24 protein-coding genes and 1 tRNA gene are annotated in these 26216 nt (G+C 70.0%); 12 read left to right on the top strand and 13 right to left on the bottom strand.

Annotated features, from left to right (window positions below; genetic code table 11):
- Positions 1-152: 152 nt before the first annotated feature.
- The 3 genes from IFR14_RS07510 to mscL are packed head-to-tail and all read left to right on the top strand — an operon-like array spanning position 153 to position 1624.
- Positions 153-752 carry a 5-formyltetrahydrofolate cyclo-ligase gene (locus IFR14_RS07510; RefSeq protein WP_191940702.1) on the top strand — a complete coding sequence of 200 codons (600 nt, stop codon included), beginning with the start codon at positions 153-155 and terminating at the stop codon, positions 750-752.
- Positions 753-784: 32 nt separating this feature from the next.
- Positions 785-1126 (top strand): FmdB family zinc ribbon protein, encoded by a 342-nt coding sequence (locus IFR14_RS07505; RefSeq protein ID WP_124768910.1) that lies wholly within the window; start codon positions 785-787, stop codon positions 1124-1126.
- Between the two features lie 51 nt (positions 1127-1177).
- On the top strand, positions 1178-1624 hold the full coding sequence (gene mscL, locus IFR14_RS07500) for a large conductance mechanosensitive channel protein MscL (RefSeq protein WP_175116206.1): 447 nt from the start codon (positions 1178-1180) through the stop codon (positions 1622-1624).
- Between the two features lie 36 nt (positions 1625-1660).
- Here the strand turns inward: mscL and IFR14_RS07495 are convergent, their stop codons facing one another.
- The 3 genes from IFR14_RS07495 to IFR14_RS07485 form a co-directional block, all read right to left on the bottom strand.
- Positions 1661-1876: a hypothetical protein gene (locus IFR14_RS07495; RefSeq protein ID WP_191940701.1), complete on the bottom strand. Its 216-nt coding sequence runs from the start codon at positions 1874-1876 to the stop codon at positions 1661-1663.
- A gap of 16 nt (positions 1877-1892) precedes the next feature.
- Complete coding sequence (locus tag IFR14_RS07490; RefSeq protein ID WP_191940700.1) at positions 1893-5630, bottom strand: AAA family ATPase; 3738 nt, start codon at positions 5628-5630, stop codon at positions 1893-1895.
- A gap of 99 nt (positions 5631-5729) precedes the next feature.
- Positions 5730-6944: an ROK family transcriptional regulator gene (locus tag IFR14_RS07485; protein ID WP_191940699.1), complete on the bottom strand. Its 1215-nt coding sequence runs from the start codon at positions 6942-6944 to the stop codon at positions 5730-5732.
- Positions 6945-7060: 116 nt separating this feature from the next.
- Here IFR14_RS07485 and IFR14_RS07480 point away from each other — a divergent pair, with 116 nt between their 5' ends.
- Positions 7061-8263, top strand: a complete 1203-nt coding sequence (locus IFR14_RS07480; protein WP_124768905.1) for a glycosyltransferase family 4 protein — start codon at positions 7061-7063, stop codon at positions 8261-8263.
- Here IFR14_RS07480 and IFR14_RS07475 read toward each other — a convergent pair.
- Complete coding sequence (locus tag IFR14_RS07475; RefSeq protein ID WP_124768904.1) at positions 8226-9260, bottom strand: Gfo/Idh/MocA family protein; 1035 nt, start codon at positions 9258-9260, stop codon at positions 8226-8228. The genes IFR14_RS07480 and IFR14_RS07475 overlap by 38 nt on opposite strands.
- A 164-nt stretch (positions 9261-9424) precedes the next feature.
- On the opposite strand from IFR14_RS07475, the gene IFR14_RS21370 reads away from it, so the two are divergent.
- Complete coding sequence (locus IFR14_RS21370) at positions 9425-9922, top strand: LysM peptidoglycan-binding domain-containing protein (protein ID WP_159878082.1); 498 nt, start codon at positions 9425-9427, stop codon at positions 9920-9922.
- Between the two features lie 19 nt (positions 9923-9941).
- Here the strand turns inward: IFR14_RS21370 and IFR14_RS07465 are convergent, their stop codons facing one another.
- A complete protein-coding gene (locus tag IFR14_RS07465) occupies positions 9942-11366 on the bottom strand; it encodes a CitMHS family transporter (protein WP_124768902.1) in 1425 nt (474 codons plus the stop codon).
- Positions 11367-11594: 228 nt separating this feature from the next.
- On the opposite strand from IFR14_RS07465, the gene IFR14_RS07460 reads away from it, so the two are divergent.
- Positions 11595-13334, top strand: coding sequence for a sensor histidine kinase (locus IFR14_RS07460; RefSeq protein ID WP_124768901.1), 1740 nt, complete (start codon positions 11595-11597; stop codon positions 13332-13334).
- A complete protein-coding gene (locus IFR14_RS07455) occupies positions 13334-14005 on the top strand; it encodes a response regulator (protein ID WP_191940698.1) in 672 nt (223 codons plus the stop codon). The genes IFR14_RS07460 and IFR14_RS07455 overlap by 1 nt, the downstream gene beginning before the upstream one ends.
- 216 nt (positions 14006-14221) lie before the next feature.
- Here the strand turns inward: IFR14_RS07455 and IFR14_RS07450 are convergent, their stop codons facing one another.
- The 6 genes from IFR14_RS07450 to IFR14_RS07425 all read right to left on the bottom strand — a co-directional run bounded on the left by IFR14_RS07450 (position 14222) and on the right by IFR14_RS07425 (position 19122).
- A complete protein-coding gene (locus tag IFR14_RS07450) occupies positions 14222-14875 on the bottom strand; it encodes a ScbR family autoregulator-binding transcription factor (RefSeq protein ID WP_079705384.1) in 654 nt (217 codons plus the stop codon).
- Between the two features lie 182 nt (positions 14876-15057).
- Entirely contained in the window at positions 15058-15900 is an 843-nt protein-coding gene (locus IFR14_RS07445; RefSeq protein WP_079705383.1) for a LysR family transcriptional regulator, read from the bottom strand.
- Between the two features lie 78 nt (positions 15901-15978).
- A tRNA-Arg gene (locus tag IFR14_RS07440) sits at positions 15979-16050 on the bottom strand.
- A gap of 25 nt (positions 16051-16075) precedes the next feature.
- A complete protein-coding gene (locus IFR14_RS07435; RefSeq protein ID WP_079001921.1) occupies positions 16076-16573 on the bottom strand; it encodes an HNH endonuclease in 498 nt (165 codons plus the stop codon).
- Positions 16574-17001: 428 nt separating this feature from the next.
- Positions 17002-18171, bottom strand: a complete 1170-nt coding sequence (locus tag IFR14_RS07430; protein WP_191940697.1) for a CHAP domain-containing protein — start codon at positions 18169-18171, stop codon at positions 17002-17004.
- 249 nt (positions 18172-18420) lie between these two features.
- Positions 18421-19122, bottom strand: a complete 702-nt coding sequence (locus tag IFR14_RS07425) for a metal-dependent transcriptional regulator (protein WP_191940696.1) — start codon at positions 19120-19122, stop codon at positions 18421-18423.
- 144 nt (positions 19123-19266) lie between these two features.
- Between IFR14_RS07425 and serC the strand changes: the two genes are divergently transcribed.
- A complete protein-coding gene (gene serC / locus IFR14_RS07420) occupies positions 19267-20379 on the top strand; it encodes a phosphoserine transaminase (RefSeq protein WP_191940695.1) in 1113 nt (370 codons plus the stop codon).
- A gap of 86 nt (positions 20380-20465) precedes the next feature.
- Here serC and IFR14_RS07415 read toward each other — a convergent pair whose 3' ends face one another.
- Positions 20466-21152: a DUF3027 domain-containing protein gene (locus IFR14_RS07415; RefSeq protein ID WP_124768897.1), complete on the bottom strand. Its 687-nt coding sequence runs from the start codon at positions 21150-21152 to the stop codon at positions 20466-20468.
- On the bottom strand, positions 21145-21528 hold the full coding sequence (locus tag IFR14_RS07410; RefSeq protein ID WP_079705376.1) for a cold-shock protein: 384 nt from the start codon (positions 21526-21528) through the stop codon (positions 21145-21147). The genes IFR14_RS07415 and IFR14_RS07410 overlap by 8 nt, the downstream gene beginning before the upstream one ends.
- Before the next feature lie 136 nt (positions 21529-21664).
- On the opposite strand from IFR14_RS07410, the gene IFR14_RS07405 reads away from it, so the two are divergent.
- Genes IFR14_RS07405 through IFR14_RS07390 form a run of 4 tightly spaced genes read left to right on the top strand, consistent with a single transcriptional unit; the run spans position 21665 to position 26211 of the window.
- Positions 21665-21940 (top strand): multidrug ABC transporter ATPase, encoded by a 276-nt coding sequence (locus IFR14_RS07405; protein WP_124768896.1) that lies wholly within the window; start codon positions 21665-21667, stop codon positions 21938-21940.
- Positions 21941-21945: 5 nt separating this feature from the next.
- On the top strand, positions 21946-23781 hold the full coding sequence (locus tag IFR14_RS07400) for a helicase-associated domain-containing protein (RefSeq protein ID WP_124768895.1): 1836 nt from the start codon (positions 21946-21948) through the stop codon (positions 23779-23781).
- 50 nt (positions 23782-23831) lie between these two features.
- Positions 23832-25475 carry a DNA repair helicase XPB gene (locus IFR14_RS07395; RefSeq protein ID WP_085510338.1) on the top strand — a complete coding sequence of 548 codons (1644 nt, stop codon included), beginning with the start codon at positions 23832-23834 and terminating at the stop codon, positions 25473-25475.
- 46 nt (positions 25476-25521) lie between these two features.
- Complete coding sequence (locus tag IFR14_RS07390; protein ID WP_056007716.1) at positions 25522-26211, top strand: response regulator transcription factor; 690 nt, start codon at positions 25522-25524, stop codon at positions 26209-26211.
- Positions 26212-26216 lie beyond the last annotated feature (5 nt).

Below are 26216 nucleotides of genomic sequence, written 5' to 3'. Positions count from 1 at the left end.
AGGGAAAACCTATCGTGTGGAGTCGGGGAAGTCGCCGAATACCCCCTCGAACGAGGGTGAAATCCCCTGAACCCCTGGACGAGGCGGCGGATGTCGGGTAAGACGTCGGGCAACGAGCCGGGCGCGACGACGAGCCGTTTAGAATGGGTCGCATGACGAGCCCCGCCGAACACGAGAAACGAGCGCTGCGCGCCGAGCTCCGTGAGCGGCGGGAGCTGCTCACCTCCCTGGAGAAGGAGCGCTCGACCACCGGCCTGACGGACAACCTCCGAGCCCTCGTCTCCCGCTTCGGCGCGAGCTCCATCGCCTGCTACCTCTCCTCCCCGAGCGAGCCCGACACCCGTCCCTTCCTCCAGTGGGCGCAGGAGGCGGGCATCCGCATCCTGTTCCCCATCACCCGCACCGACGGGCTCCTCGACTGGACGATCGGCGAAGCGGGCATCGAGACGGTGGGATTCGCCGGTACCCCCGAGGTCGTGGGTACCACCCTCGGTCCCATCGCGATCAACGACGTCGACCTCATCCTCGTCCCCGCGGCCGCCGTCGACGCCCACGGCATGCGCATGGGCTGGGGTCGCGGGTACTTCGACAAGACGCTCGGCTCGATGGAGCGCTGCCCACCCGTCTACGCCGTGCTGTACGACACCGAGATCCTCGACGAGGTCCCGAGCGAGATCCACGACGAACCCGTCGGCGGTGCCGTGACCCCGAGCCGCATCCTCGACTTCGACCAGGTCAGACTGCGCCGCTGAGCGCGCCGACCCACCACATCCCAGGAGACCCCGTGCCCACCTACGCCTACCGCTGCACCGAGTGCGGCAACGCTTTCGACGTCCAGCAGTCCTTCACCGACGACTCCCTCACCGAGTGCCCGGCGTGCTCCGGCAAGCTGCGCAAGCTGTTCAGCGCGGTCGGTGTCACGTTCAACGGCTCCGGCTTCTACCGCACGGACTCCCGCGCCGGTGCCGGCAAGGGCTCGAGCTCCATCCCGGCCTCCTCGAAGTCCTCGGAGGGGTCGTCGAGCTCGTCCTCCTCGGACACCAAGGGCGGATCCTCCTCCTCGGGCGGCTCCTCCAGCTCCGGCTCCAGCGCCACACCGGCCTCCGCCGGGAGCGCCACGTCCTGAGCCGGTAGCGTAGCCAGGGTCCTGCCCATCCCCGATCCTCAGGGAGACCCCATGCTCAAAGGCTTCAAGGAGTTCATCCTCCGCGGCAACGTGATCGACCTGGCCGTGGCCGTCGTGATCGGGGCCGCGTTCACCGCCATCGTCAACTCGCTCGTCGAGAACATCTTCAACCCGCTGCTCGGAGCACTCTTCAAGGCGGAGAGCCTGAAGGAAGCCTTCGTCGTCTCCATCCCGACCCTCGATGGGAAGACGGCCGATCTGCAGTTCGGTGCGTTCCTCGGCGCGGCGATCCAGTTCGTGCTCGTCGCCGCCGTCGTCTACTTCGTCATCGTCCTGCCGATGAACCACTTCAAGCGCATCACGACGAAGCCGACCGTCGCCGACGAGCCGGCAGCACCGAGCGAGCTGTCGCTCCTCACCGAGATCCGCGACGTCCTGAAGACGGGCACGAGCGCTCCGCTGCCGCCCGCACGCGACGACACGACCGACGGCCGCTAGTCCGGCTCGTCCAGCAGCACCGACGTCCCGTCCCGCTCACCAGTGGGGCGGGACGTTGCGTTGCAGCTCGTCGTCGTTGCCACCGCCGCCCGCGGGCTTGGCGGTGCCACCCCAGGCGGCGTCAGTGTCCTCCGCCGCCTTGACGGGATCGGCCGGCAGCCGCGGCGCGGGATCCGTCCCGGGAGCACCGGGCCGGATCGCCCGCCTCGATCCTCGGGGACGGACGATCCGTGGCTCCTGATCGTCCTGCATGATCAGTGTCCGACCATCAGTGGCGTGGGACCTGCACGGCGATCGGCGCGGTGTCGAGGTGCTCGGTCGTGTTCAGCCCGAGCACACCGGCCACGCGCTGCGCGACCGCCTCGGCGTCGGCGAAGAGGTCGAAGCTGTGCACGCGGACGTAGTGCCAGCCGAGGCGGCGCAGGACGTCGGGACGGAGCCGCAGCGACTCCCGGAGGCTCGCGTCACCCAGTTCCTCGTCGCACTCGACGACGACGGCTCGGCCACCCCACGAGGCGACCAGGGCGAGCTTGCCGCGGTAGCCCATGTCGACCCGCATCCCGAGCGTCTCCAGGCGCGTCGCGAGGTCGACGAGCATCGGCTCGGCCTCGTGCGTCGCCTGATCCTCGGAGGCGCGTCGCGACGTGTCCGTGAGGATGCGTGCGAGCGCGAGGATGCCGTGCTGGATCCGGTTCTGGTCGAGGTCCTCGGGGCGGACACACGAGACGATCACCATGGACCGCCGTGCGCGCGTCATGCCGACCGCGAGCAGCCGGTCGCCGCCGGGCTGACCCAGCGCGCCGAAGTCGGACAGGACCCGTCCGTGCGGCGTGAGGCCGTACCCGATCGAGAAGATGACGCGGTCGCGGCTCTCGGCCACGGACTGCTCGAGCGTCAGGACGGTGAACGGTTCCGCCCGCTCGCGCAGGAGGAAGTCGGAGAGGTCGGCACGACGGGAGAACGCTGCGAGGACCGCCTGCTGGACCCGGACCGCGTGCTTGTCGCTCGCGGTCACGACCATCAGGGATTCCTTCGGACGGTTCGAGGCGTGCTCGAGGACGAGTTCCACCACTCGTTCGACCTCGACGTCGACACTCTCCACCGCTCCGGTGACCGGGTCGGGCATGCCGAGCCCGCCGGGCACGTAATCGAGGCTCAGGCTGCCGTGGCCCAGGAACGAACCCGCCCACGGCAGGGAGTCGATCTGGCCACCGTAGAACCGCTCGTTGACGAGTTCTGCGAGGTCTTCGCCTCCCGCGCGGTAGGAGCGCGTGAGCATGAGGGTCGGCAGGACGGAGCTCAGCTGTTCGAGCGCCGACTCACGGTGCAGTTCGGCGATGTCGGCGTGCTGCTCGGGGGTCGCCTCCTGATCCGTCAGACGGATCTCGAAGGGCGACGGACTCTGCGTGACGGGGTCACCGAAGGCGACGACCTGACGCGCACGACGGATGGCGTCCACGTTCTCGGCGAGGAGCGTCGCCCCCGCGTCGACGAGGAAGACGGCGTCGAAGGACGCGCTCTCGGGGATGCGCGGCACCTCGTACGGCGAGACGAGCCATACCGGCGCGAGGACACGGGACAACGTGGGGGCCGCCTGCTCGAGCTCGGCCGCTCGGAGCGGTCGATCGCGCTTGAGGAGCGAACGGAGCGCCATGCCCTCGGTGGCGTGGTCGACGAGACCGATCTTCCAGGTGTCGGCCAGCAGCGAGGCGAGGAGCTGCCCGGAGGCGGAGGCGTGCGCCTCGTCCACCAGCCGGAAGTCGGACTCCAGACGTTCGACGACGCTCGTGTTCGCGCCGAGCAGACCGCGGTCCTCGGTGAGCACGAGTTCGAGCATCGACTGCCACCAGGCGAGTTCGAGCTCGTCGGCGAGGCGCGTCCGCGGCACGTGTCGCTGTGAGAGGTCGATGATGAGCTCGCCGAGACCCTGCTCGCGCAGGCCGGCGAGGATCGCGGTGCGCTCCTGGAGGTTGTGGAGGACCTCGGACTCGGCGGCGAGCTCGGAGATCGTGCGGACGAGACTCGGGATCGCGAGGCGTCCGAGGCGGTCGGGAGTGTCGGCGATACCGAGCGGCTGGTCGACCAGCTCGAGCTTCGCGGCGACCGTCTGGTACGCCTGCTCGACGTCCGCGATGCCGAGCGGCACCTCGGGCGGCGCGCCGGTCGTCACGTAGCGCTGCCACAGGGTGCGCTGCTGCTGGATCCGACGGAGGGCGGCGTTCATGTCGGGCACGTGTGCGCCGGGCCGCAGGTACTCCTTGGCCAGGGCCTTGAGTCGCCGGCGGCTCGCCGACGACATCGCGGCGGAGTCCTTCCGCGGGCTCGTCGCGACGATGAGGTCGGCAAGCGACCGGTCGAAGACGTCGGGCTGGAAGCGGTCGAGCGTCTCGCGGATGTCCGCGAGGAGTCGCAGGTAGATGCCCAGCTCGTCGATGGACTCGAACGGCCGCATCTGCGTCTGCCCGATGAGCCCGTACGCGCGCTCCAGGAGCTGCGGCAGGTCCTTACGGTGCAGGCGCTTGGCGAGGTCGTGGGTCTCCTGGGCTTCCGCGGTCGTGTCGAACGACGCGCCGTACCAGGGCGAGTCGCCCGGACCGTAGCGGAACTCGCCGAGGGCGGCCGCGCCTTCGAGCGCCTCCGCCGCGCGGGAGCGGCCTGCGGCGAGCCCGACGAGCGTCTGGCGGTCGAGCCGGACCAGGGTTCCCGGAGGGTGCGGCAGCTTGGAGAGCTTCGAGAGTGCTTCGAGCGCTTCGATGACCGAGACCCGCAGGTCCGGGTCCTTCGCCTGCAGCGAGGTGCGGTAGTCGATGAGGACCCGACGCAGCCGGACGAGTGCGTCGTCGACCTCGCCGACCTGCGGCGGGATCGCGCGCTCGTTGCGTGTGATCGCCTGGATGAGGTCGCGGCGGAGGGTCGACGGCGACGCGCACAGACCGGGCAGACCGACCTTGGTCAGGCGGTGGCGGATGCCCTCGAGCGTGGAGCGGCGGGGGCTGACGACGAGGACGCGCTTGTGCTGCGACGCGAGCACGCCGATCGCGTTCACGATGGTCTGCGTGCCGCCCGTGCCCGGAAGCGTCGTGACGACGAGCGAGTTGCCGGCACCGATCTGCGCGATGACGTTCTCCTGCTCGACGTCCGCGTCGAGCAGGAGGGTGTCGGTCGACGGCGGGCGGTCATCCTGGCCCGGCGCGTCGACGGGCGTGAAGCTGCTGCGCACGAGGCCGACCGCACCGTCGTCGCCGGCGACGGCGTCGAGGATCGGGTGGTCGAGCTTGGCAGCGTCGTCGAGCAGGGAGTGACCGACGGCGGCGAACGAGGAGACGAGCAGACGCGGCTGGACGGTGAACCACTCGAGCCCGGCGGCGAGCGAGCGGAGGCGGTCGATGACGGGCTGCGGCTTGAAGACCCCGCCCGATTCACTCAGCGCGACGAACTCGTCGGGATCGAGGACGATGCCGAACTGCTCGCGGAGGGCGCGGACGAGCTCCGGGTTCGCGGTCGTGGCGCCGCGCAGCTTGACCTCGTAGTCGCGACCGTACCGGCGGATGGCCAGCGGCCGGAGCAGGACCGGCGCGCTGAAGTCCTCACCCTGATGCGTCCACTGGGCGAGGCCGACGGCGAGGTGGACGGCGTCGATGCCACGGACGGTGGAGAGCTCGATGCCCTTCGTCGTGATGCGGTCGGCGGCGCGCTTCGCACCGCGGAGCGCGATCTCGTCGCGGATGAGGTTCGACAGCAGCGTCGATTTGCCCGAGATGAACTGCGGCAGACCACCGGGATGCGTCGAGCTGAGCTCCACCCGGGTCGTCGGGGCGTCCACGAAGTGGAGCAGCGGCGATGGGCCGCCGACCGTGCTGAGCTGCTGACGCCAGGCGTGCAGCGCCGTGTCGACCACGCCTGCCGATGCCGCCACGGGACCCTCGCGGAGTTGCGCCTCCGCTGCTTCCCGTTCGACTCCGGACGTCACGTCGCCGTCATCCCGTCTCTTCTCTAGCCGCCACACACTTGCACCATACGTGCCCGGTAGTGGAAACACCGGGAAGCGGTGCGGTTTTTCGCCGAGTCCGCCGAGGAAATGTGCGACGCGCGCGTCGTCCGAGGGTCAGGAGACGCCGAGGAGGCCGGAGAGCACCATCACCGCGGTGCCGCGCAGGACGATGTCGGCGCCCTGCTCGCTCATCCGGATCTGCACGCCGCCGTGGAACTCGGTCATCGTGCGCGCCCGCACGGTCTCGATCGCCGCGTCGAGGAGCACGCCGGCGAGCAACTCCTCCGGGCCGCTCACCACGATCTCCGACAGGTTCAGCGCACCGACGATCGCGGCGAGCGAGACACCGAGGCGCTCCCCTGCCGCGCGCAGGATCTCCTCGCGACACTGCTCGACCTCCGCGGCGGGAAGATCGCTCGCCTCGGCCGCCGCGAGGAGCTCGCGCAGGTGCGGCACGGCCAGCCAGGCCTCGAGACACCCCCGCTTCCCGCAGGCGCACAGCGGCCCGCCGTCGGTGCCGACGACCACGTGGCCGATCTCACCGGCGGCGAACCGGCTCCCGAAGAGCGGATGGCCGCCCACGAGCAGCCCTGCCCCGACGCCGTTCCCGACGCTCACGAGCATGAGGTCGCCGTCCGCCCCGCCGAAGCTGTACTCCGCGAGCACCGCGGCGTTGGCGTCGTTCGCGACGAGGACCGGCACCTGGGCGACCTGCTCGATCGCCCCCTGGAGGTCGACGTCGGTCCAGCCGAGGTTCGGGGCGCTGCGGACCGTGCCGGTCATGTCGACGACGCCGGGCGAACCGACCCCGATGCCCAGCACCTCGACCGTCGCCTCCTCGACGAGGTCTGCGGCGAGCGCGACGGCCTTCGCGATCGCGTCCGTCCCCGTGGCGCCGTCGAGCGGTACCTCGAGCATCGTCACGACCTCGCCGTCGAGGGTCAGCACAGCACCTCTGAACACCTCGGTGTCGGAGAGGTCGAGGCCGACGATCTGGAACTCGTCGCGGTTGATGTCGATGAGCGTGGCGGGCTTGCCCGGGCGAGAGGTCTCGCGGAGGCCGACCTCGACGATGAGGTTGTCCGCGATGAGCGAGGCGACGAGGTCGGAGATGCTCACCCGGGTCAGGCCGGTGGCGCGGGCGATGTCGGCCCGACTCATGGCACCGCTGGCGAAGAGGGTCTGGAGGACGAGCGCCCGGTTGTGACCACGGGCGTGCTCCGGCAGGACCTTCGCGTTCGGCCGCAGCCGCCGCGCCGGGGTGTACGAGAAGGATTCGATCCGCTCCGACGCGATCCCGCCGCCGCTTCCGAATCCACCAGCACTCATGCGATAAGTAAAGCAGGCTGCGCCTCATCGTGCGGCACCGCGATGTCACCCGATGGTCACCGACACGTCGCCCGCCGGGCACCGCTGCGACCCGTACGACGCGGAGCATCATGGGTGTGAGGATCGCAATCGTGACCGAGTCGTTCCTGCCGCAGATGAACGGCGTCACCCACTCCCTGCTCCGCATCATGGAGCACTTCGCGGACCGAGGGGACGAGGTGCTCGTCATCGCCCCCGGCGCCGGAGCCTTGACGCCACGGCTCCACGAGGGCTTCCGGGTGGACGGCGTCCCGTCGATCCCGCTCCCCCGCTACCGGAACGTGCGGGTCGCCGCCGGCGGAGTCGGCCGGATCACCGAGCTCCTCCGCGGCTTCCGCCCCGACGTGGTGCACCTGGCCTCGCCGTTCGTCCTCGGCTGGCGCGGTGTCCAGGCCGCCGAGCGCCTAGGCGTCCCGACCGTCGCCGTGTACCAGACCGACATCCCGGCCTACGCCGGACGGTACGGGTTCCCAGTCGCCGAAGCGTTGCTGTGGCAGCACGTCGAGCGCCTCCACGGCCGGTCGACGCTCACGCTCGCGCCGTCACGGCAGTCGATCGCTCAGCTGGAGGCGCACGCCATCCCGCGGGTCCGCCTGTGGGTGCGCGGCGTCGACGCCGTGCGGTTCTCCCCGGAGCGGCGCAGCGAAGCCTGGCGTCGTTCCGTCGCTCCCGGCGGCGAACGGATCGTGGGCTACGTCGGTCGGCTCGCGGCCGAGAAGCAGGTCGAGGACCTCGCGGTGCTCGGTGGGCTCCCGGGCGTCAAGCTCGTCATCGTCGGCGAGGGGCCACTGCGTGCCTCACTCGAACAGCGGCTGCCGAACGCGGTCTTCACCGGATTCCTGGGCGGCGAGGACCTGGCGGTCGCGATGGCGGGACTGGACGTGTTCGTCCACCCCGGCGAGTCGGAGACCTTCTGCCAGACCATCCAGGAGGCGATGGCCTCTGGCGTACCCGTCGTCGCGACCGGTCGAGGTGGGCCGGTCGACCTCGTGGACTCCAGCCGCACCGGGTGGCTCTACGAACCCGGCAGGCTCGACCAGCTGCGCGGGTTCGTGCAGGACCTCGTGGGCGACGAGGTGAAGCGGGCGGCGTTCGGTGCCGCGGCTCGGGCAGGCGTCCTGCCGCGCAGCTGGAAGAGCGTCAGCAGCGCGCTGATCGGGCACTACAGTGACGCCATCGAGATGCACGAGGGCGCTCGGGCACGACGGAGCGGTCTCGACCCGCGTGTTCAGATGCCTCGGGTCACTCGCCCGGGTACCGGACGCCGATCTGGCGCCTGACCTCATCGAGGGTCTCCATGATCGCGACCGTCTCGGCGAGCGGCATGATGTCACCGGAGAGGCGGCCCTCGGAGGCGAGCCGTTCGAGCTCCCACGCCTGGAAGTGCATGCCGCGGCCGTCCACCTCGGAACGGTAGGTCTCGACGACCTCGCCGTCGGTGCCGAACACTCGGAAGGTCGTCGCCGTGTACCAGACGCGGTCGAACTCGATCCAGCCGTCGGTCCCGACGATGGCCGCGCGGTTCGGGCCGACGGTGTTGCTCGCCGACAGGGTGTTCGCCACCTGGCCGTCCGCGTAGCCGAAGAGGGTCGCGACCTGCATGTCCGCCCCCGTGTCGCGGAGCGCGGCCGTGGCCTGGATCGTCGTCGGGGTCCCGAAGACGGACGACGCGAAGGAGACCGGGTACACGCCGAGGTCGAGCAGCGCGCCGCCGCCCAGCTCGAGGTTGTTCATGCGGTGCTCCGGGTCGTCCGAGAGCAGCTGAGTGTGATCGGCGACGAGGCTGCGCGGCTGCCCGATGACGCCGTCGGCAAGCAGCTCGCGGAGCCGGACCATGTGCGGGAGGAACCGGGTCCACATCGCCTCGAGGACGACCAGACCGCGCTCCGCGGCGAGCGCCACGACCGCCTGCGCCTCGGCGGCGTTGAGGGTGAAGGGCTTCTCGATGAGGACATGCTTCCCGGCGTCGAGCGCCAGCACCGCCTGCTCAGCGTGGAACGGGTGCGGGGTCGCGATGTAGATCACGTCGACCTCGGGGTCGGCGGCGAGCGCCTCGTACCCCACGTGGACGTTCGGGATGTCGAACTCGGCGGCGAACGCGGCTGCGGTCTCGGCGGATCGCGAGGCGACGGCCCGGACGTCGAAGCCGTGCCGTCGGAGGTCGGCGGTGAAGCTCTTCGCGACGCCGGCGGGGCCGAGGATGCCCCATCGCAAGCCGGTGGACGGGCCTGCCGTTGGGGTTCCCGTTCCGGTCCGGTCGATGTCCTGCTCCGTCATGGCTCTCCTTCGATGCGCGTTCCAGCAGCCTACTGGAGGGCCTCCGGCGCTCGGGATTTCGGGGGTAGCCCTGCTCGGACTCGCGGCGCCTCGCCGTAGGCTGAGGGTTCGACCGAGCCCCGCCGACCGCGCTGAGGGCCCGGTCCATCCTGGGGGGATGCGTTGTGGGGCCGAAGGAATCGACCGGACGTCGACGTGCGCTGTCGCACGTCCGGACCCTCGCGATCGGTGTCGTCGGTCTCCTCGCCCTCAGCGGCTGCGTCTCGGAGCCGGCCCCGCCTCCGGTGACGGTCGTCGTCACCCAGCAGCCGGACCCGTCGCCCTCGGTCGCCCCGGTGCCCACCTCCACTGCGCGCGACGCGCTGCCTCCTGAACCGGCGCCGATCGTGCCGAACGCGCCGGCGGAACCGGCGGAACCGATTCCGGAGGGCCCCGCGTTCGACCTCGGGCCGAGGGACGGTGCGCTCGGCCCGGTCGTCTCGGACGCCGATGGCAATCCGATCAGTTACACGGTGGTCGCCGGCGACGTGTTCTTCGACATCGCGCAGCGCTTCGACCTGCCGCAGCAGCAGTTGCTCCGCATGAACCCGTCGATCCCCGGCTTCGGACTCGACATCTACATCGGCGACATCGTCAACCTCGACTGGACGACCACGCGTTGAGCCTCGGCGCCCGCCGGTGTCAGCCGAACGGGATGGTGCCTACGAGCACGCCGACGACGAGCATCACGAGCGAGACGATCGCGGCGCGCCACAGGACCTTCTTGTGGTGGTCGCCGAGGTTCACGCTGGCGAGCGAGACGAGCAGGAGGATGGCCGGCACGAGCGGGCTCTGCAGGTGGACCGGCTGACCGGTGATCGACGCCCGCGCCATCTCGACCGGCTCGATGCCGAAGGTCGAGGCGCTCTCGGCCAGCACCGGCAGGATGCCGAAGTAGAACGCGTCGTTGCTCATGAAGAACGTCATCGGGATGCTGAGCACCCCGGTGATGACCGCGAGGAACGGACCGAGCTCCGTCGGGATGATGTCGACGATCCAATCGGCCATCGCGGTGACCATGCCGGTCCCGTTGAGGACGCCGATCAGCACACCGGCCGCGAGCACCATCGAGACGACGCCGACGATGCTCGGGGCGTGGGCGACGATCTCCTTGGACTGCTGCGCGAGCCGCGGGAAGTTCACCAGGAGGGCGATGGCGGTGCCGACCATGAACACGTAGGGCAACGGCACGAGGTCGAGCACGAGCAGCGTCATGACCGCGACCGTGAGCACGAGGTTGACCCAGATGAGTCGCGGGCGCAGGGTGTCGCGCTCGGGGTCGAGCATCGTGTCGGCCATGGCCGTGTCGTCAGGGCGGACGAGGGTCGCGAGGCGCCCACGGGCACTGGTCGAGAAGGTCGTCGACATGCCGCCGGTGAGCGGGTGGTCGGCGGGCCCGGAACCCGAACCCGGTGCGGCGACGCCGGAGGCGCCGTCGCCGAGGAGGTCGACGCCCGCGAGGCGCTTGCGCTCCCCCAGTCCCAGGAACCAGGCGAAGGCGAACACGAGGACGAGGCCGGCGGCGAGCGACGGCAGCATCGGGACGAAGATCTCGGTCGGCGAGACGCCCAGGGCCGAGGCGGCTCGAACGGTCGGCCCACCCCACGGGACGATGTTGAGCGTGCCGTTCGCGAGCCCGGCGACGCAGGTGAGGACGACCGGGTTCATGCCGAGCCGCAGGTAGATCGGCAGCATCGCGGCGGTCGTCACGATGAAGGTCGTCGACCCGTCGCCGTCGAGTGACACCGCGCCCGCCAGGAGCGCCGTACCGACGACGATCTTCGCCGGGTCATTGCCCAGCGCACGGACGATGAACCGGACGAGCGGGTCGAAGAGCCCGACGTCGATCATGATCCCGAAGTACATGATCGCGAACATCAACAGGGCGGCGGTCGGAGCGAGGCTGCCGATCGCCTCGATGACCATGTCGCCGAGCCCGAGTCCGGCCCCGGCGAACAGCCCGAAGACCGTGGGGACGATGATGAGCGCCACCATCGGGGTGAGGCGCTTCGTCATGATCAGCACCATGAAGGTGAGGATCATCGCGAATCCGAGAATGACCAGCATGTCGACTCCTTCGTCTGCGTGCACCGCGGTGTGCACGACGGGACGCGGCGCGGCGACACGGGCGATGGACCGAGCGCGGCGGGCGTTCCCGGAACCGTACGGGAGCGGCACGGAGCTGTCTCGCTTGTGGGCGTTCGGCTCGGATCTGCGGGTTACACCACCTTCTGCGCATTCTGCTCATCACGCGGTCGACGCCGCCCATCGCCCCGGCGACGTACGATCGGAGCCATGATCGGCGACGAAGCGGAGCGGCCAGGTCGACGACGGGGCGGGCGCTCCAGCTTCGCGGCGCAGGTGCTCGTGCTGCAGCTGGTCGTCGTCATCGCGGTCGTCGCCGTGTGCACGGGCGTGTTCGCCTGGATGAGCAGCGAGCGCCTCGTGCAGGAGGCCCAGTCCACCGCCCTCGCGATCGCCCAGAGTGTCGCGAGCGATCCCGACGTCCGCACCGCCGTGACGCTCGAGGCACGTACCCCGGGGACGCCGACGGCGGCCGACCTCCGGACCGGCCCCCTGCAGGAGCTCGGCCGTGAGGTCGGCGCACGGACCGGGGCGCTCTTCGTGGTCATCACCGACGAGCGCGGGATCCGTCTGGCGCACCCCGACCCCGACCAGCTCGGGCTCCGGGTGAGCACCAGCGCGGAAGCGGCCTTGGCCGGTACGGAGTCGGTCTCGTGGGAGACCGGCACCCTCGGCCCGTCTGCGCGCGCCAAGGTGCCCGTCTTCGCCGCCGAGTCCTCCGACACCGGTGGGGCCGTGGTCTCGTCCGGCGCCGGCGAGGTCGTCGGCGAGATCAGCGTCGGGTTCGCCCCGCAGCGCGTGTTCGCCGACGTCGTGGGCGAGACCATGCTGGTCGCGGGCGCAGCGCTCCTCGCGCTGACGATCGGTCTGGTCGCTTCGATGCTCATCCGGCGCCGGCTGCGGCGGCTGACCCTCGGCCTCGGACCGGAGGAACTCGCCGCGCTCGTGCAGAACCAGGCTGCGGTCCTCGGCGGGGTCGGCGAAGGCGTCCTCGGTGTCTCGCCGGACGGCGTCGTGACGGTGTGCACCGATCAGGCGGCCAGGCTCCTCGACATCGGGTCGGTCGTCGGGCGCCGGTTCGACGACCTCGACCTGCCCGATCCACTGGTGGACCTCGTCGTGGACGACGCCGCATCGCCGACCTCGGCCCAGCTCGTCGTCGGGTCCCGCGTCCTGTTCGTCGACGTCCGGCCCGTGTCCCGGGACGGCGTCGACCTCGGGCGGGTGGTCGTCGTCCGCGACCGTACCGACGTCGAGGCGCTCACCCGGCGGCTCGACGCGGTCGCGACGATGACGACCGCCCTCCGCGCGCAGCGGCACGAGTTCGCGAACCGGTTGCACGCGATCTCCGGACTCCTCGAGACCGGGCAGGACGCCGAGGCCCGCGACTATCTCGCCAACGTGCTCGACCATGGACCGCTGAAGTACCCGGTGCAACACGCGGACCGACTCACCGAGCCCTACCTCCAGGCCTTCCTCGGCGCGAAGGGCGTCGAAGCTGCGGAACGCGGGGTGCTCGTGACCATCGGCTCCGAGACCCTCGTCACCGGCTCCCTGTGCGATCCTGAGGACGTGACCACCGTCCTCGGCAACCTGCTCGACAATGCGGTGAACGCGGCCGTCGCGGGCCGGGTCCGACCGGCCTGGGTGGAGGTCGAGGTCCTCGACCACGGCACCGAGCTGCACTGCTCCGTGATGGACTCGGGCGACGGCGTCGTGGCGACCGGCCAGGACGACGCTCCACCCGCCTCCCCGACCAGCGACCACGGCGATCTGGACGACGTCCACGGCCACGGGTTCGGTCTGCCCCTCTCACGCGACATCGCCCGTCGTCGAGGAGGGGACGTCTGGTTGGCGTCTCCCGGCGTCCGCGGCGAACACGGAGCGGTCTTCTGCGCGCGGCTCCCCGGGACGGTCGTACCGGCGCCGTCCATGGCGGGAGACGGATGATGGCGGCCGATCTCACCGTGCTGGTCGTCGACGACGACTTCCACGTCGCCCGCCTGCACTGCCGGATCGTCGACGAGGTCGACGGGTTCCGGGCGCTCAGTCCTGTCGGGTCTGCTGCCGAGGCCGCACGGAGCATCGCCGCCGAGCCGCCCGACCTCGTGCTCCTCGACGGCTACCTTCCCGATCGGAACGGGCTCGAGCTCCTCGTGGACCTCCCGATCGACACCATCGTCGTCTCCGCAGCGTCGGACGGTGCGTCCGTGCGCAGAGCGCTTCGTGCGGGAGCCCTCGGGTATCTGGTGAAGCCGTTCGCGCCGCAGGTGCTCCAGGACCGGCTCGCCGCCTACGCCCGCTTCCGCAACGTCCTCGACGAGGCGGTGAACGCCGACCAGGAGAGGATCGAGCGCGCCCTGCGCATCCTGCACTCCGGCGACGCCGGGGCGACGACCCGGTCGAGATCCGCGACGGAGACAGCAGTCCTCGAAGCGGTGTCGGAGGCGGACGGAGAGCGCTCGGCCGCCGAAGTGGCCGAGCTGGTCGGCGTCTCACGCGCGACGGCGCAACGGTATCTCTCCGCGCTGGCCGCCCGAGGGCTCCTGACGACGCAGCTGCGGTACGGGACCGCCGGGCGTCCAGAGCACCGGTACGCGCCGCCAGGCGTCGGCCGCTGAGGCGTCCACACGCCGTCGGCTGGGCGATCCCCCCACGACATCGCCCAGCCCGGCACGTGAACCAACTCTTCACCGATGGAACGCGGAATGCCCCCGCACGCCGTGATCCATCCGTCGTCGCACGACGATCAGCAAAGTGAGTTAATCACCCGATTCAGTTTAGGGTGACCTCACGGCGCATGCGTCAGGGCTACCCCCTAACGTGCACCCGACCGCTCAGGCGTCCTGCGCGTCGAAGGCGGCGTCGAGGACGGCGAGCACCTCGGCCTGGCGATCCGCGACGATGACCGCTGCGATGAGGATCCGCCACATGGTGTCGACCGCGTTGAGGAGGTCGGTCCGGCCGGCCAGCAGGTTCGAGATGAGCTGCGTCCCGGTGAAGAACGCGACGAAGGACCTCGCCAGTTCCGCCGGCTCGAGCGGAGACTGCAGCTCACCGAGCTCGATCGAGGCCTGCACCCGCTCCTCGACGCTCGCTATCCACTGCTCGTGGAACGCGGTCGTCGGAGCCTGGATGACGCCCTGCTCGAGGGACAGCCGCAGGCCGGCGCGCGTGATGGGGTCGGTGAGCAGTTGCTCGGTGATGAGGCGGGAGGCCTGGACCAGCCCACCGAACGGCGAGGGCGCGGTGGTCGGCGCGGTCAACGCAGCGATCGAGCGCGTGCTCTGCTCGTTGATGACGGCGATCGCCAGTTCCTCTTTCGAGGGGAAGTAGAAGTAGAGCGAGCCCTGCGTCGTCCCCGCCTCGCGGGCGATGTCCGACAGGCTCGCCTGTCCGTAGCCGACCCGGTCGAACATGCGGGCGGCACCTTCGACGACGGTCTGGCGTCGTTCATGACCTCGTTGCTGCTGTGGTCGTCGTTCGGGCATGTGCGTTTCCTGCTTCTGTCATCCCCCGATTCAGGGATAAGCGTACCCACTCCGAGCTGAGAAGACGGTGTCGAACGCGGCAGAAATTCGGAACAAGTCGACCGACTTGATCGCGAGAAGATCCCGGTCGGGTCGCAAAAGGGCGCATCGAGGGTGTCATCACCGACCGCGACCGAGCGGACTCACTCGCGTCGGGTGACCAGGGCGAACCGTTCGCGGAGCTCAGGTGCGTCGGCGAACGGTCGCCAGCACAGGCCGTCGTCCTCCCGCATCGCAGCTACCGGACGGAGGGCGACGAGTCGCTCACCGAAGCGCAGGGCGTCGAGGAACAGGGTGTCGTTCCCCGCGTCGATCGTCAGCGAGCGCGGGTACCAGCCGCGCGCCGCGAGCGCGCCGGCCAACCAGGCCGAGTACGCCGGGTCCTTGCCGGGCTCGGGACGGAGCAGCTCCTGGTCGGCGAGATCGGACCACTCGATGACGTCCTTCGCCGACAGCGGGTGCGCGGCGCGCATGACGACGCCGAGCGGCAGCGCAGCGATCTCCTCTGCGGCGAGCTCGTCCGGCAGCTCCATCGGCAGACGCACGATGGTGGCGTCGAGACGACCGGTGGTGACGAGGTGCAGCTGCTCGACCGGTTCGATCGCGACGGCGACCGCCGGGACGTCGATGCGGCGACCGGCCTCGGAGACGACCGCGTCCCACGTCGTCGGCGGACGGCCGACCCGGATGTGCCGAGCCGGTGACGCGGGATCCATGTCGGCGACGACGTCGATGAAGGTGCGGACCTTCAACAGGAAGCGCTGCCCCTCACGCGTCGGGCGGTACTCCTCCCCCAGGACGCTGAACAGCTCGACCCCGAGCGCGGCCTCGAGCCGCCGCAGCTGCTGCGCGAGACTCGGCTGTGCGACCCCGAGCAGGTTCGCCGCGGCACCGAGCGTCCGAGCATCCGCGACGACCACGGCCGACCGCAGCTGACGAAGGGTGATGGCGTCGCGTTCGAGTTGGCGGTGGAGGTCGTGCGTCATGCTTCGAGCCTACGGCGTGCTCGCAGCCCTACCCGACAGGCGAAGCCGTGCTCGCCTGGACGACCGTACCTCCGACAGTGCCCCTGGAGGGACTCGAACCCCCAACCCTTTCCTTAGGACGGAACTGCTCTTCCATTGAGCTACAGAGGCTGACCCGACGAGTTTAGCCGGTCGCTCAGGCGGCGGGCGCCAGGTACTGCTCCCAGTCGGGCTCCGAGCGCTCGACGCCCCGCACCATCCACTGCGAGCCGTGCGGCGTCCCCGGTGAGACCCGGAGGCTCCAGTTCATCTCCATCGGCGTACGGTCGCCCTTCACGTTGTTGCAGCGCAGGCAGCAGGCCACGAGGTTCTCCCAGCTGTCCACACCCCCGCGCGAGCGCGGCTGCACGTGGTCGATCGTCGTCGCCGCCTTCCCGCAGTAGGCGCAGCGGTGGCCGTCGCGGCGCAGCACCCCGCGGCGGGTCACGGGCACCCGGCGGGCGTTCGGGATCCGGACGTATCTGGTGAGCAGGATGACCGACGGCCGATCGAACGATCCGCTCGTCGCCACCACGGGATGCGAGGAGTCGATCTCGACGACGGTCGCCTTGTGATGCATCACGAGCACGAGGGCCCGCTTGAACGAGACGATCGCGAGCGGCTCGTAGCCCGCGTTCAACACCAGTGTGCGCATGCACGTTCCCTTCCGAAGGGCCACGACGGCTGCCGTGACCGGTCGACGATCACCACCTGCAGCGTCCGTGACGCGCCGGATCGAGTCGTCTCCGGGGAACAAAAAAGGGCACTGTCATGACGACAGCACCCTCTTGACCCACGGCGGAGCCGCGGCACGCTTGGCTGGAATGCCGCAGCACGTAGAGGCCGCGACCATTCGCGACCACGTGGCGACGTATAGCGTGCATCAGCTCCTGAACCTCTCCGAGTTGCAGAGCACCAGATTAACCCACACCGACCGGATTTCCGCACGTTGCAGGAGAATTCCCCTCCGCGCCACCTCGGCTTCGACCGGCGGACACCGCATGGTCGCGAACGGTGACCCCGCATCGACGACGAATCGCGTCCCTCCGACGGAGGGACGCGATCCAGGTCGAGCGGGTCGGATCAGCCGACGCCCGGCGGGTAGAGGTAGAGCGCCACGGCACTCGCGGCGATGGTGCGCGTGTTGTAGCTGTGACGCGCGGACCCCCAGTTGTACTCCTCCAGGGTGACCGTCCCGTCGGCGTTGACCGACTGCACGTAGGCGACGTGGTTGTAGTTGAACCAGGCGACGGAGCCGGCGATGGCGTTGGTCCCCTTGTTGTACTGCCACGAGTCCGCCCAGCCGTAGGCACTGCTCGGCGGCAGGCCGTTGCCCCAGGTGAAGGCCCAGTTCCCGCTCGGCGTGCCCGCGTCGCGGTTGAGTCGCCAGGCGACGAAGTCCACGCACTCACGGTAGTAGTAGCGCAGTGGCGAGAGCCCGCCGCCCTCGTCGTCGGTCGCCTGGTCGAACCAGGGGTAGTCGTCGCCGGCCTGGCGTGCGCCGACGGTGATCGAGTAGGTGGCGTTGCTGGCAGCTGCCGCGGCGTCGAGCTGCCGCTGGCGCTCGGCGAGCTCGTCCGGCGTCGTCGCACTGTAGAGATCGCGAGAGATCGGCGCGTCGGCCACCTTGTCGGAAGCGACGACGCTCTGGGCGCCGGAGGTCTTCAACTGCTCCGAGGCGGACGTCCCGTACGTGGTCTGCGCGCTGCTGCTCGCCGCATACGCCGGGAGGGCGACGGTGGCGACCAGTGCCGGCACGAGGAAGGCCATGGTGGCGACGCCGCGGACGGATCCGGGTCGGGCTCCGGACGGCTTCGGCTTGCGCACGGCGACCGTCGACGCGGTCGGCTTGACCGGGGGCTTGCTGCGGGCGACGTGGTCCGCGCCGGTGCGGAGCGGAGCGACGGTCGCGAACGAGGTGTCGGTGGCGGACGTCACGGTGAAGGATTGGGGGGTCGTCGGCTCCGGCGCGGCGGGCTTCGTCAGCGGCCGCTCGTCGAGACGGACCTCGCCGGTCGTGACGGCGGCGTCGGCCTCCTCGACCACGGCATCGTCGAGGATGATCTCGGGGTGCTCGACGGGTGCGTCCGGAGCGACGTCGGCGACGAGCGCGTCGTCGGTTGCCGACTGGGACGGGGTGGTCGGCTCCGCCTGCTTCGCGGCCTGCTCCTGGATTCGGAGCTGCTTCCGGGTGAGGGGGACGTTCGGGGTCGTCTCGGCCTGTTCGGGGCCGCTCTCGCCAGCTGCAGTCAAGTGGATTCCTCCGGCACCCCGCATGAGCGACGACGATCGCGGTGTGGCGATCGGCATGGCGCAGCCCCATCCGACGATTGATGTCGGTTCGTGTGGCCGAGGGACGGGCTAGGGGGTGCCTCGGTCGTCTTCCTGGGGCCAGATCATGGCCTTCAGGACGAGTGACAGCCTACGGGTTACCCCTCAGAAAGTCACGTTTCGATCACGGGAAAACGGGCACATGAGGGAATCCTCATACACGTCTCATGCTCACGCGGCAGGGGTCTCCACGAAGATGTGCGTCGCGAGCTCGTTGGGCAGCTCGAGGCCGCCCTCGACACCGTCGATGGTGACGAGCACGTAGCCGCCCGCTGCCGCGAAGGTTCCCGAGCGACCCGGCATGACGCCGGCCAGCTTCAGCTGCAGGAGGAGTTCGGGGTCGACCTGCGCCGGTTCGCCGAGACGTCGGACCGTCGCCGTGACCGGCTCGGAGCGTCCTTCGACGAGGCCGACGATGTTGATGACGCCCTGCGAGAAGGCGACGGCGGGGCTGTCGCCGAACTCGTCGAGTCCGGGGATCGGGGTGCCATACGGCGACTCGGTGGGGTGGTTGAGCATGTCGAGCAGCTTGCGCTCGACCTGCTCACTCATGACGTGTTCCCAGCGACAGGCTTCCTCGTGGACGAACTCCCACTCGAGCCCGATGACGTCGCTCAGGAGGCGCTCAGCCAGGCGGTGCTTCCGCATGACGTGGACCGCCTTGCGTCGGCCCGGTTCGGTGAGCTCGAGGTGCCGGTCGCCCGACACGACGACGAGTCCGTCGCGCTCCATCCGACCGACCGTCTGCGAGACCGTCGGTCCGGAGTGCCCGAGGCGCTCGGAGATCCGCGCACGAAGCGGGATGATGTTCTCCTCCTCGAGCTCCAGAATGGTGCGGAGATACATCTCTGTGGTGTCAATCAAATCGGTCATCGACGCCCTCCCTGCCCGATTGCACGTTCCCGGTAAGCCTAGTGCGCGGCGGCGACGTTCCCGCGCCAAGCCACTCCGCCCCGCGTGGACGCATCCGGGCGCCGTGGCACGACGCCATCAGGCCCTCGCCTCTAGAATCGCCGTATGCCGGAGATCACGATTCCCACGTCCCTTCTGCCCGCCGATGGTCGATTCGGCTGCGGCCCCTCCAAGATCCGACCTGAGCAGATCGCAGCGCTCTCCGAGGCCGGCCTGTCCCTCCTCGGCACCTCCCACCGTCAGGCTCCCGTCAAGCAGCTCGTCGGCCGCGTGCGCGCCGGCCTGGCCGACTTGTTCCGCGCCCCCGAGGGCTACGAGATCATCGTCGGCAACGGCGGCTCGACCGCGTTCTGGGACGCGGCCGCCTTCGGCCTCATCGAGCAGCGCAGCCAGCACCTCGTCTTCGGCGAGTTCGGCGGCAAGTTCGCCAAGGCGGCGGGCGCCCCGTGGCTCACCGCTCCGGACGTCCGTGAGGTGCCGGGTGGATCCCGCATCGATCCCGAGCTGGTCGAGGGCGTCGACGTGTACGCCTGGCCGCACAACGAGACCTCGACCGGCGTCATGGCCCCGGTGCGACGCGTGTCCGGCGACACCGGCGCCCTCACGGTGATCGACGCGACGAGCGCCGCCGGTGGTGTGGACTTCGACGCGAGCCAGGCGGACGTCTACTACTTCGCACCGCAGAAGAACTTCGCATCCGACGGCGGCCTGTGGTTCGCGCTCTGCTCCCCCGCGGCGATCGAGCGCATCGAACGGATCGCGGCGAGCGGCCGCTACATCCCGGAGTTCCTGAGCCTGAAGAACGCGGTCGACAACTCCCGACTCGAGCAGACGCTCAACACTCCCGCGTTGTCGACGCTCGTGCTCCTCGAGGAGCAGATCTCGTGGATCAACGGCAACGGCGGCCTCGCCTGGGCATCGGCACGGACCGCCGAGTCCTCCGGCGCCCTGTACGAGTGGGCCGAGCGCACCTCCTACACGACGCCGTTCGTGACGAACCCCGACCACCGCTCGCAGGTCGTCGTCACGATCGACTTCGACGACGCCATCGACGCCGCGCTGGTCGCGAAGACCCTGCGGGCGAACGGCATCGTCGACACCGAGCCCTACCGCAAGCTCGGCCGCAACCAGCTGCGCGTCGCGACCTTCACGGCGATCGACCCCGCAGACGTCCGTCAGCTCATCGCGAGCATCGAACACGTCGTCGGGGCGCTCTGATCCGTCTCCCCCGCTGAACGCCGAACGGGCGGTCGAACCTTCTCGAGGTTCGGCCGCCCGTTCGTCTGTCTCGCGGTGTGCGAGTGCTACTCGTCCTCGAACCGGTCGTCGTCCTCGTCGGAGTCCTCGTCCTCGTCCGAGTCGTCCTCGTCCTCGTCCGAGTCGTCGTCATCCGAGTCGTCCGACGCCGCATCGACGTCGTCCTCGTCGTACTCGAGTTCGATGCCGTCGCGGTCGCGGTCGCGGGGGTCCCCGGACAGCGCGACATCGTCGTCGTCGAACTCGTCGGAGTCGTCCGCGTCGTCGAGCGCGTCGTCAGCCGCAGCCGCAGCCGCTGCCTCCTGCGCGGCGCGGTAGTCCGCGAGGCGTTCCGACCACGGCACCCACTGCGGAGCCAGCAACGCGCCGTCGCCGGGCATCAGCTCCGTCTCGAGCACGTTCGGCGCAGCGTCGTCTGCGGTCCGCGAGAGCGTCACCGTCCAGAACCATCCGGGGTAGCCCGCCATGGTGTTCGCGAACAGCAGCGAGACGACGTGATCATCGACCACGACGTGCCCGGCCGGCTCACCGACCGTGCTCGCGGGCGTGATCTCCTGCAGCGCTTCGCGCGCGAGCTCCACGGCGGCGATCAGGGTCTCGTCCGGCACGGGTGCCGGGGTCGACTCGCCATCGGTGCCGTCGTCCGAGCGATGCTCGTCCGACTCGGCTCGTGTGTCCGTCTCGGCCGTGACGTCGCGATCCTCGACGGGCGTCTCCTGATCGGCGTCAGGCATCCAGCTCGTCCGCGACCTTGCGCAGCACGGCAGCGATCTTCGTGCTGTGACTGCTGTTCGGGTACTTGCCGCGGCGCAGGTCGCCGCCGATGCCGTCGAGGAGCTTCACGAGGTCCTCGACGATGATCGCCATGTCGTCGGCCGGCTTGCGCTTCAGCTTGACGAGGCTGGGCGGAGCCTCGAGGACGCGCACGGACAGCGCCTGGGCGCCGCGCTTGCCGTCGGCGATGCCGAACTCGAGCCGCGTCCCCGGCTTCACGCCGGCCGTGCCCGCAGGCAGTGCGGAAGCGTGCAGGAAGACCTCCTGGCCGTCATCAGAGCTGATGAAGCCGAAGCCCTTCTCCTCGTCGTAGAACTTGACCTTGCCGGTGGGCATGGGAACCTCGCTGTGTGTCGTGCGCAGAAAATGCAGCGCCGTGCGGTGATCGCGCAGGAAGCGCGATCGAGAGGACCATCGGTCCTCGGCCCCCAGCCTATTCGGTGCAGCAGCCGCGTGCCTCTATCCTGGGAGCGTGACTGATGAGCAGACGCCGAGCATCTCGCGGCCCGAACGGATCCTGGCCTACATGGTCGTGACGATCGTCGCCGTGTCGATCGCCGCATTCGTCGCGGTGATGGTCGGCACCGCCACCGGCCTCGAGCAGGGCGACTTCGCCGTCGGCGTCTGGCCGGTCGTGACGATCCTGCCGCTCGTCGGACTCCCGATCGCCTTCCTGATGCTGATCACGCTCATCATCGTGGGTGCCGTACGACGGTCCCGCGAGTCCCGCGGTCAGTCGCCGCGCTGACGACCATGGGCGAGGCCTTCGCGATCGCGCGCCGCCTCCGGGAGCTCCCGGACGACGCGCTCCGCCGGCTGACTCCCGACCGCAGGGCCTCCTCAGCCCGCATCGCGGACTTCTTCGACTTCGCCGAGGCCCTGTTGGACGATGCGAGCGTCGCCCGCCGGATGGCACTGCTCGACCGGGACACCCTTGCAGTGCTCGCCGCCGCGCTGGACGGGACCGAGCGCCACTCGCTCGCGACCGCGCTCGGACGCGAGCAGTCGGAGGTGGATGCCGCCCTGGAGCGGCTGGAGCGGGACATCCTCGTGCTGGACGACGGAGCCGGTCCGATCAGGCCGGTGAGCGCGGTGGCCGCGGTGTTCGAGGAGTGGACGGCGAGCGGCAGACCAGGCCGAGCAGAACTCCGACTTCCGGCGGCGGCGCCGACGTCCCACGCGACCCGCCCCTCGCCCGACACGGACGCCCTCGCGAGCGAGCGAGCGGCCGGCGCGGTCGGCATCGTCGGCGAGAGCCTCCATGAACTCGACCGCGAGCCCGCACGCCTGCTCGGCCGTGGAGCCCCGTCCATGCCGGACCTCAAACGGCTCGCAGCCGCGGCGGCGAGCACGCCCGACCAGATCGAGCTCGCCCTGTCCGTGGCGTCGGCTGCCGGGCTCACGGACGCGATCGGCTCCGCCATCCGCCTGAGCGAGGTCGGCGAGGCCTGGCTGGCGTCGGCCACCGCGGAACGCTGGCTCCGTCTCGCGACAGCCTGGCGCGACGCGATCCCGGCCACGATCCGCGATCGCATCCTGACGGCGTACCGGCGCGGTTCCGTCGACCTGGTCGAAGAGCTCAGCTGGTGGTACCCGTTGGCGGAGGATGCCGTCGTGGCGCCGACGCGGGCGGTCGACGCGGTCGCCGAGCTGCTCGGGATCACCGTCGACGGCGCGACCAGCGGATTCGGACGACTCCTCGTCGACGACCACGCGGCCGACGCGGCCTCGACGCTCGCGTCCATGCTCCCCGCCGAGGTGTCGCAGGTCGTCCTCCAGGACGACCTGACGGTCATTGCGCTCGGTCCCCCGACGGCGGAACTCGACGTGCGACTCCGGGCCCTCGCGGAGCCGGAGGGGCGCGCTCAGGCGTCGAGGTACCGCATCACGACCGCGAGCGTCACCCGGGCCCTCGCCGACGGAGACACGGCCGAGGACCTGCTCGCGTACCTCGAGTCGATCTCCCTGACCGGCGTCCCTCAACCCCTGCGGTACCTCGTGTCCGAGGCCGCTTCCCGATTCGGCCTCGTCCGCGTCGGGACGATCCGCGCGTCGGCCGACGCCTCGGCCGACCCTGGACGCAGCAGCTACATCCGCTCCGAGGACGCCGGCCTGATCGCGGCGATCTCGGTCGACCAGAGCCTCGTGGCCCTCGGTCTCCGTCCGAGCGACGAGCACCGGCTCACCAGCCGGATCGAGGCGGCGACGGTCTACTGGGCGCTCCACGACGCGCGCTACCCGGTGGTCGCGGAGGACGACGGCGGCGCACCGCTCCGGATCCGCCGGCAGCCGGTCATGCGCACCAACCTCTCCGCTCCGGCCGCCTCGACGGAACCGGATCTGGTGTCGCGGCTCCGCGCCGACGACAGCGGCGACACGAGCAGCGCATGGTTGGCCAAGCAACTGGAGATCGCCGTCCGCGACCACACGCCGGTCACCGTGCAGCTGCAGCACGGCGAGCGCCGATCCACGTTCACGATCGAACCGGTGAGCCTTGCCGGCGGTCGCCTGCGCGGTCTGGACCGGTCGGCCGACGTCGAACGCACCCTGCCGCTCGCGATGATCACCGAGGTCCGGATCGCCGGCTGAGCGCTCGCTCAGGGGGTTGCGCACCGGATCCGCCGGTAGACTCGACCGTTATGTCTGATGGACCACTGATCGTCCAAAGCGACCGCACCGTGCTGCTCGAGGTCGCCCACCCGCTCGCCGAGGACGCCCGCCACGATCTCTCGGTGTTCGCCGAGCTCGAACGCGCGCCGGAGCACATCCACACCTACCGGATCACCCGTCTCGGACTCTGGAACGCACGGGCCGCCGGGCACGATGCCGACCAGATGATCGAGACGCTGGAGCGGTACTCGAAGTTCTCCATCCCCGCGTCCGTGACGATCGACATGCGCGAGACCGTCAACCGCTACGGCCGGCTCGTGATCGAACGCTCCGAGGAGGGCGAGCTCGTCCTCCGCTCCACGGACCTCCCGATCCTGACCGAGGTGGCCGGCGCCAAGCGGATCGCGCCCCTCCTCATCGGGCACCCGACGCCGGACACCTTCCTCGTCGAGCCGTGGGCACGCGGTGCGCTCAAGCAGGAACTCGTGAAGCTGGGCTGGCCCGCCGAGGACCTCGCCGGGTACACCGCCGGCACGCCGCACCAGATCGACCTGGTCGAGGACGGCTGGCACCTCCGCGACTATCAGCAGCAGGCGGTCGACAACTTCTTCTCCGGCGGTTCCGGCGTCGTGGTGCTCCCCTGTGGTGCGGGCAAGACCCTGGTCGGCGCCGGGGCGATGGCGACGGCGTCCACCAACACCCTGATCCTCGTCACGAACACGGTGTCGGCACGGCAGTGGCGCGACGAGCTGTTGAAGCGCACCTCCCTCACCGCCGAGGAGATCGGCGAGTACTCGGGGCAGGTGAAGGAGGTCAAGCCGGTCACGATCGCGACCTACCAGATCCTCACGGCCAAGCGGAAGGGCGAGTACGCCCACCTCGCGCTGCTCGACGCCATGGACTGGGGCCTCGTGGTCTACGACGAGGTGCACCTGCTCCCGGCACCCGTCTTCAAGCTCACCGCCGAGCTGCAGGCGCGGCGTCGCCTCGGCCTGACGGCGACGCTCATCCGGGAGGACGGCCGCGAGGGCGACGTCTTCTCGCTCATCGGCCCGAAGCGGTTCGACGCCCCGTGGAAGGAGATCGAGGCGCAGGGCTTCATCTCCCCCGCCGCGTGCTTCGAGGTGCGCGTCGACCTGCCCCAGGCGGACCGACTCACCTACGCCGCATCCGCCGACGACGAGCGATACCGCCTCGCGGCGACCGCCCCGGCGAAGCTCGACGTCGTCCGGCAGCTCGTCGAACGGCACCGTGGCGAGCAGATCCTCGTCATCGGGCAGTACCTCGATCAGATCGAGGAGCTGGCAGAGACGCTCGGTGCCCCGCAGTTGACGGGCGCAACGCCGGTCGACGAGCGCGAACGGCTCTATCAGGCCTTCCGCGACGGCACCGAGCAGGTGCTCGTCGTCTCGAAGGTCGCGAACTTCTCGGTCGACCTGCCCGAAGCGACCGTCGCCATCCAGGTGTCGGGATCGTTCGGTTCACGACAGGAGGAGGCGCAGCGTCTCGGCCGCCTGTTGCGCCCGAAGTCCACGGGACTCACCGCGAGCTTCTACACGCTGGTGTCGCGCGACACGGTCGATCAGGAGTTCGCGCAGAACCGCCAACGCTTCCTCGCCGAACAGGGCTACAGCTACACGATCCTCGACGCCCACGCCCTGCAGACCGCGTGAAACAGGCTCTCAGAAAAGTCTCAAGAAACGTGCAGATAATGGTGTCATGACCGGACCCCGCATCCTCATCGTCGACGACGAACCGAACATCCGCGACCTCCTCACCACCAGCCTGCGATTCGCCGGCTTCGCCGTCCGTGCCGTGGGCAACGGCGCAGCCGCCATCTCAGCGGTCCTCGAGGAGGAGCCCGACCTCATCATCCTCGACGTGATGCTGCCGGACATGAACGGCTTCGGCGTCACCAAGCGCCTCCGCAGCGCCGGCTACACGGCGCCCATCCTCTTCCTCACCGCGAAGGACGACACCGAGGACAAGATCACGGGCCTCACGGTCGGCGGCGACGACTACGTCACCAAGCCGTTCAGCCTCGACGAGATCGTGGCACGCATCAAGGCCATCCTTCGCCGGACCATGCAGGCCGACGAGGATGCAGTGATCCGCACCGGCGAGCTGACGATGGACCAGGACACCCACGAGGTCCTCGTCGGCGACACCCCGATCGACCTCAGCCCGACCGAGTTCAAGCTCCTCCGCTACCTCATGCTCAACCCGAACCGTGTCCTGTCGAAGGCCCAGATCCTCGACCACGTCTGGGAGTACGACTTCAACGGCGACGCCGGCATCGTCGAGAGCTACATCTCCTACCTGCGCAGGAAGCTCGACCAGTTCTCCAGCGAGCCGCTCATCCAGACCAAGCGCGGATTCGGCTACATGCTCAAGGCCGGAAAGGCGTAGCCCCC

It is taken from the genome of Plantibacter sp. CFBP 8775, assembly GCF_014839505.1.
Taxonomy (GTDB): Bacteria; Actinomycetota; Actinomycetes; order Actinomycetales; family Microbacteriaceae; genus Plantibacter; species Plantibacter auratus.
Note: the sequence above shows the minus strand (reverse complement) of the source record. Positions and strands in the feature narration are given on the sequence as shown.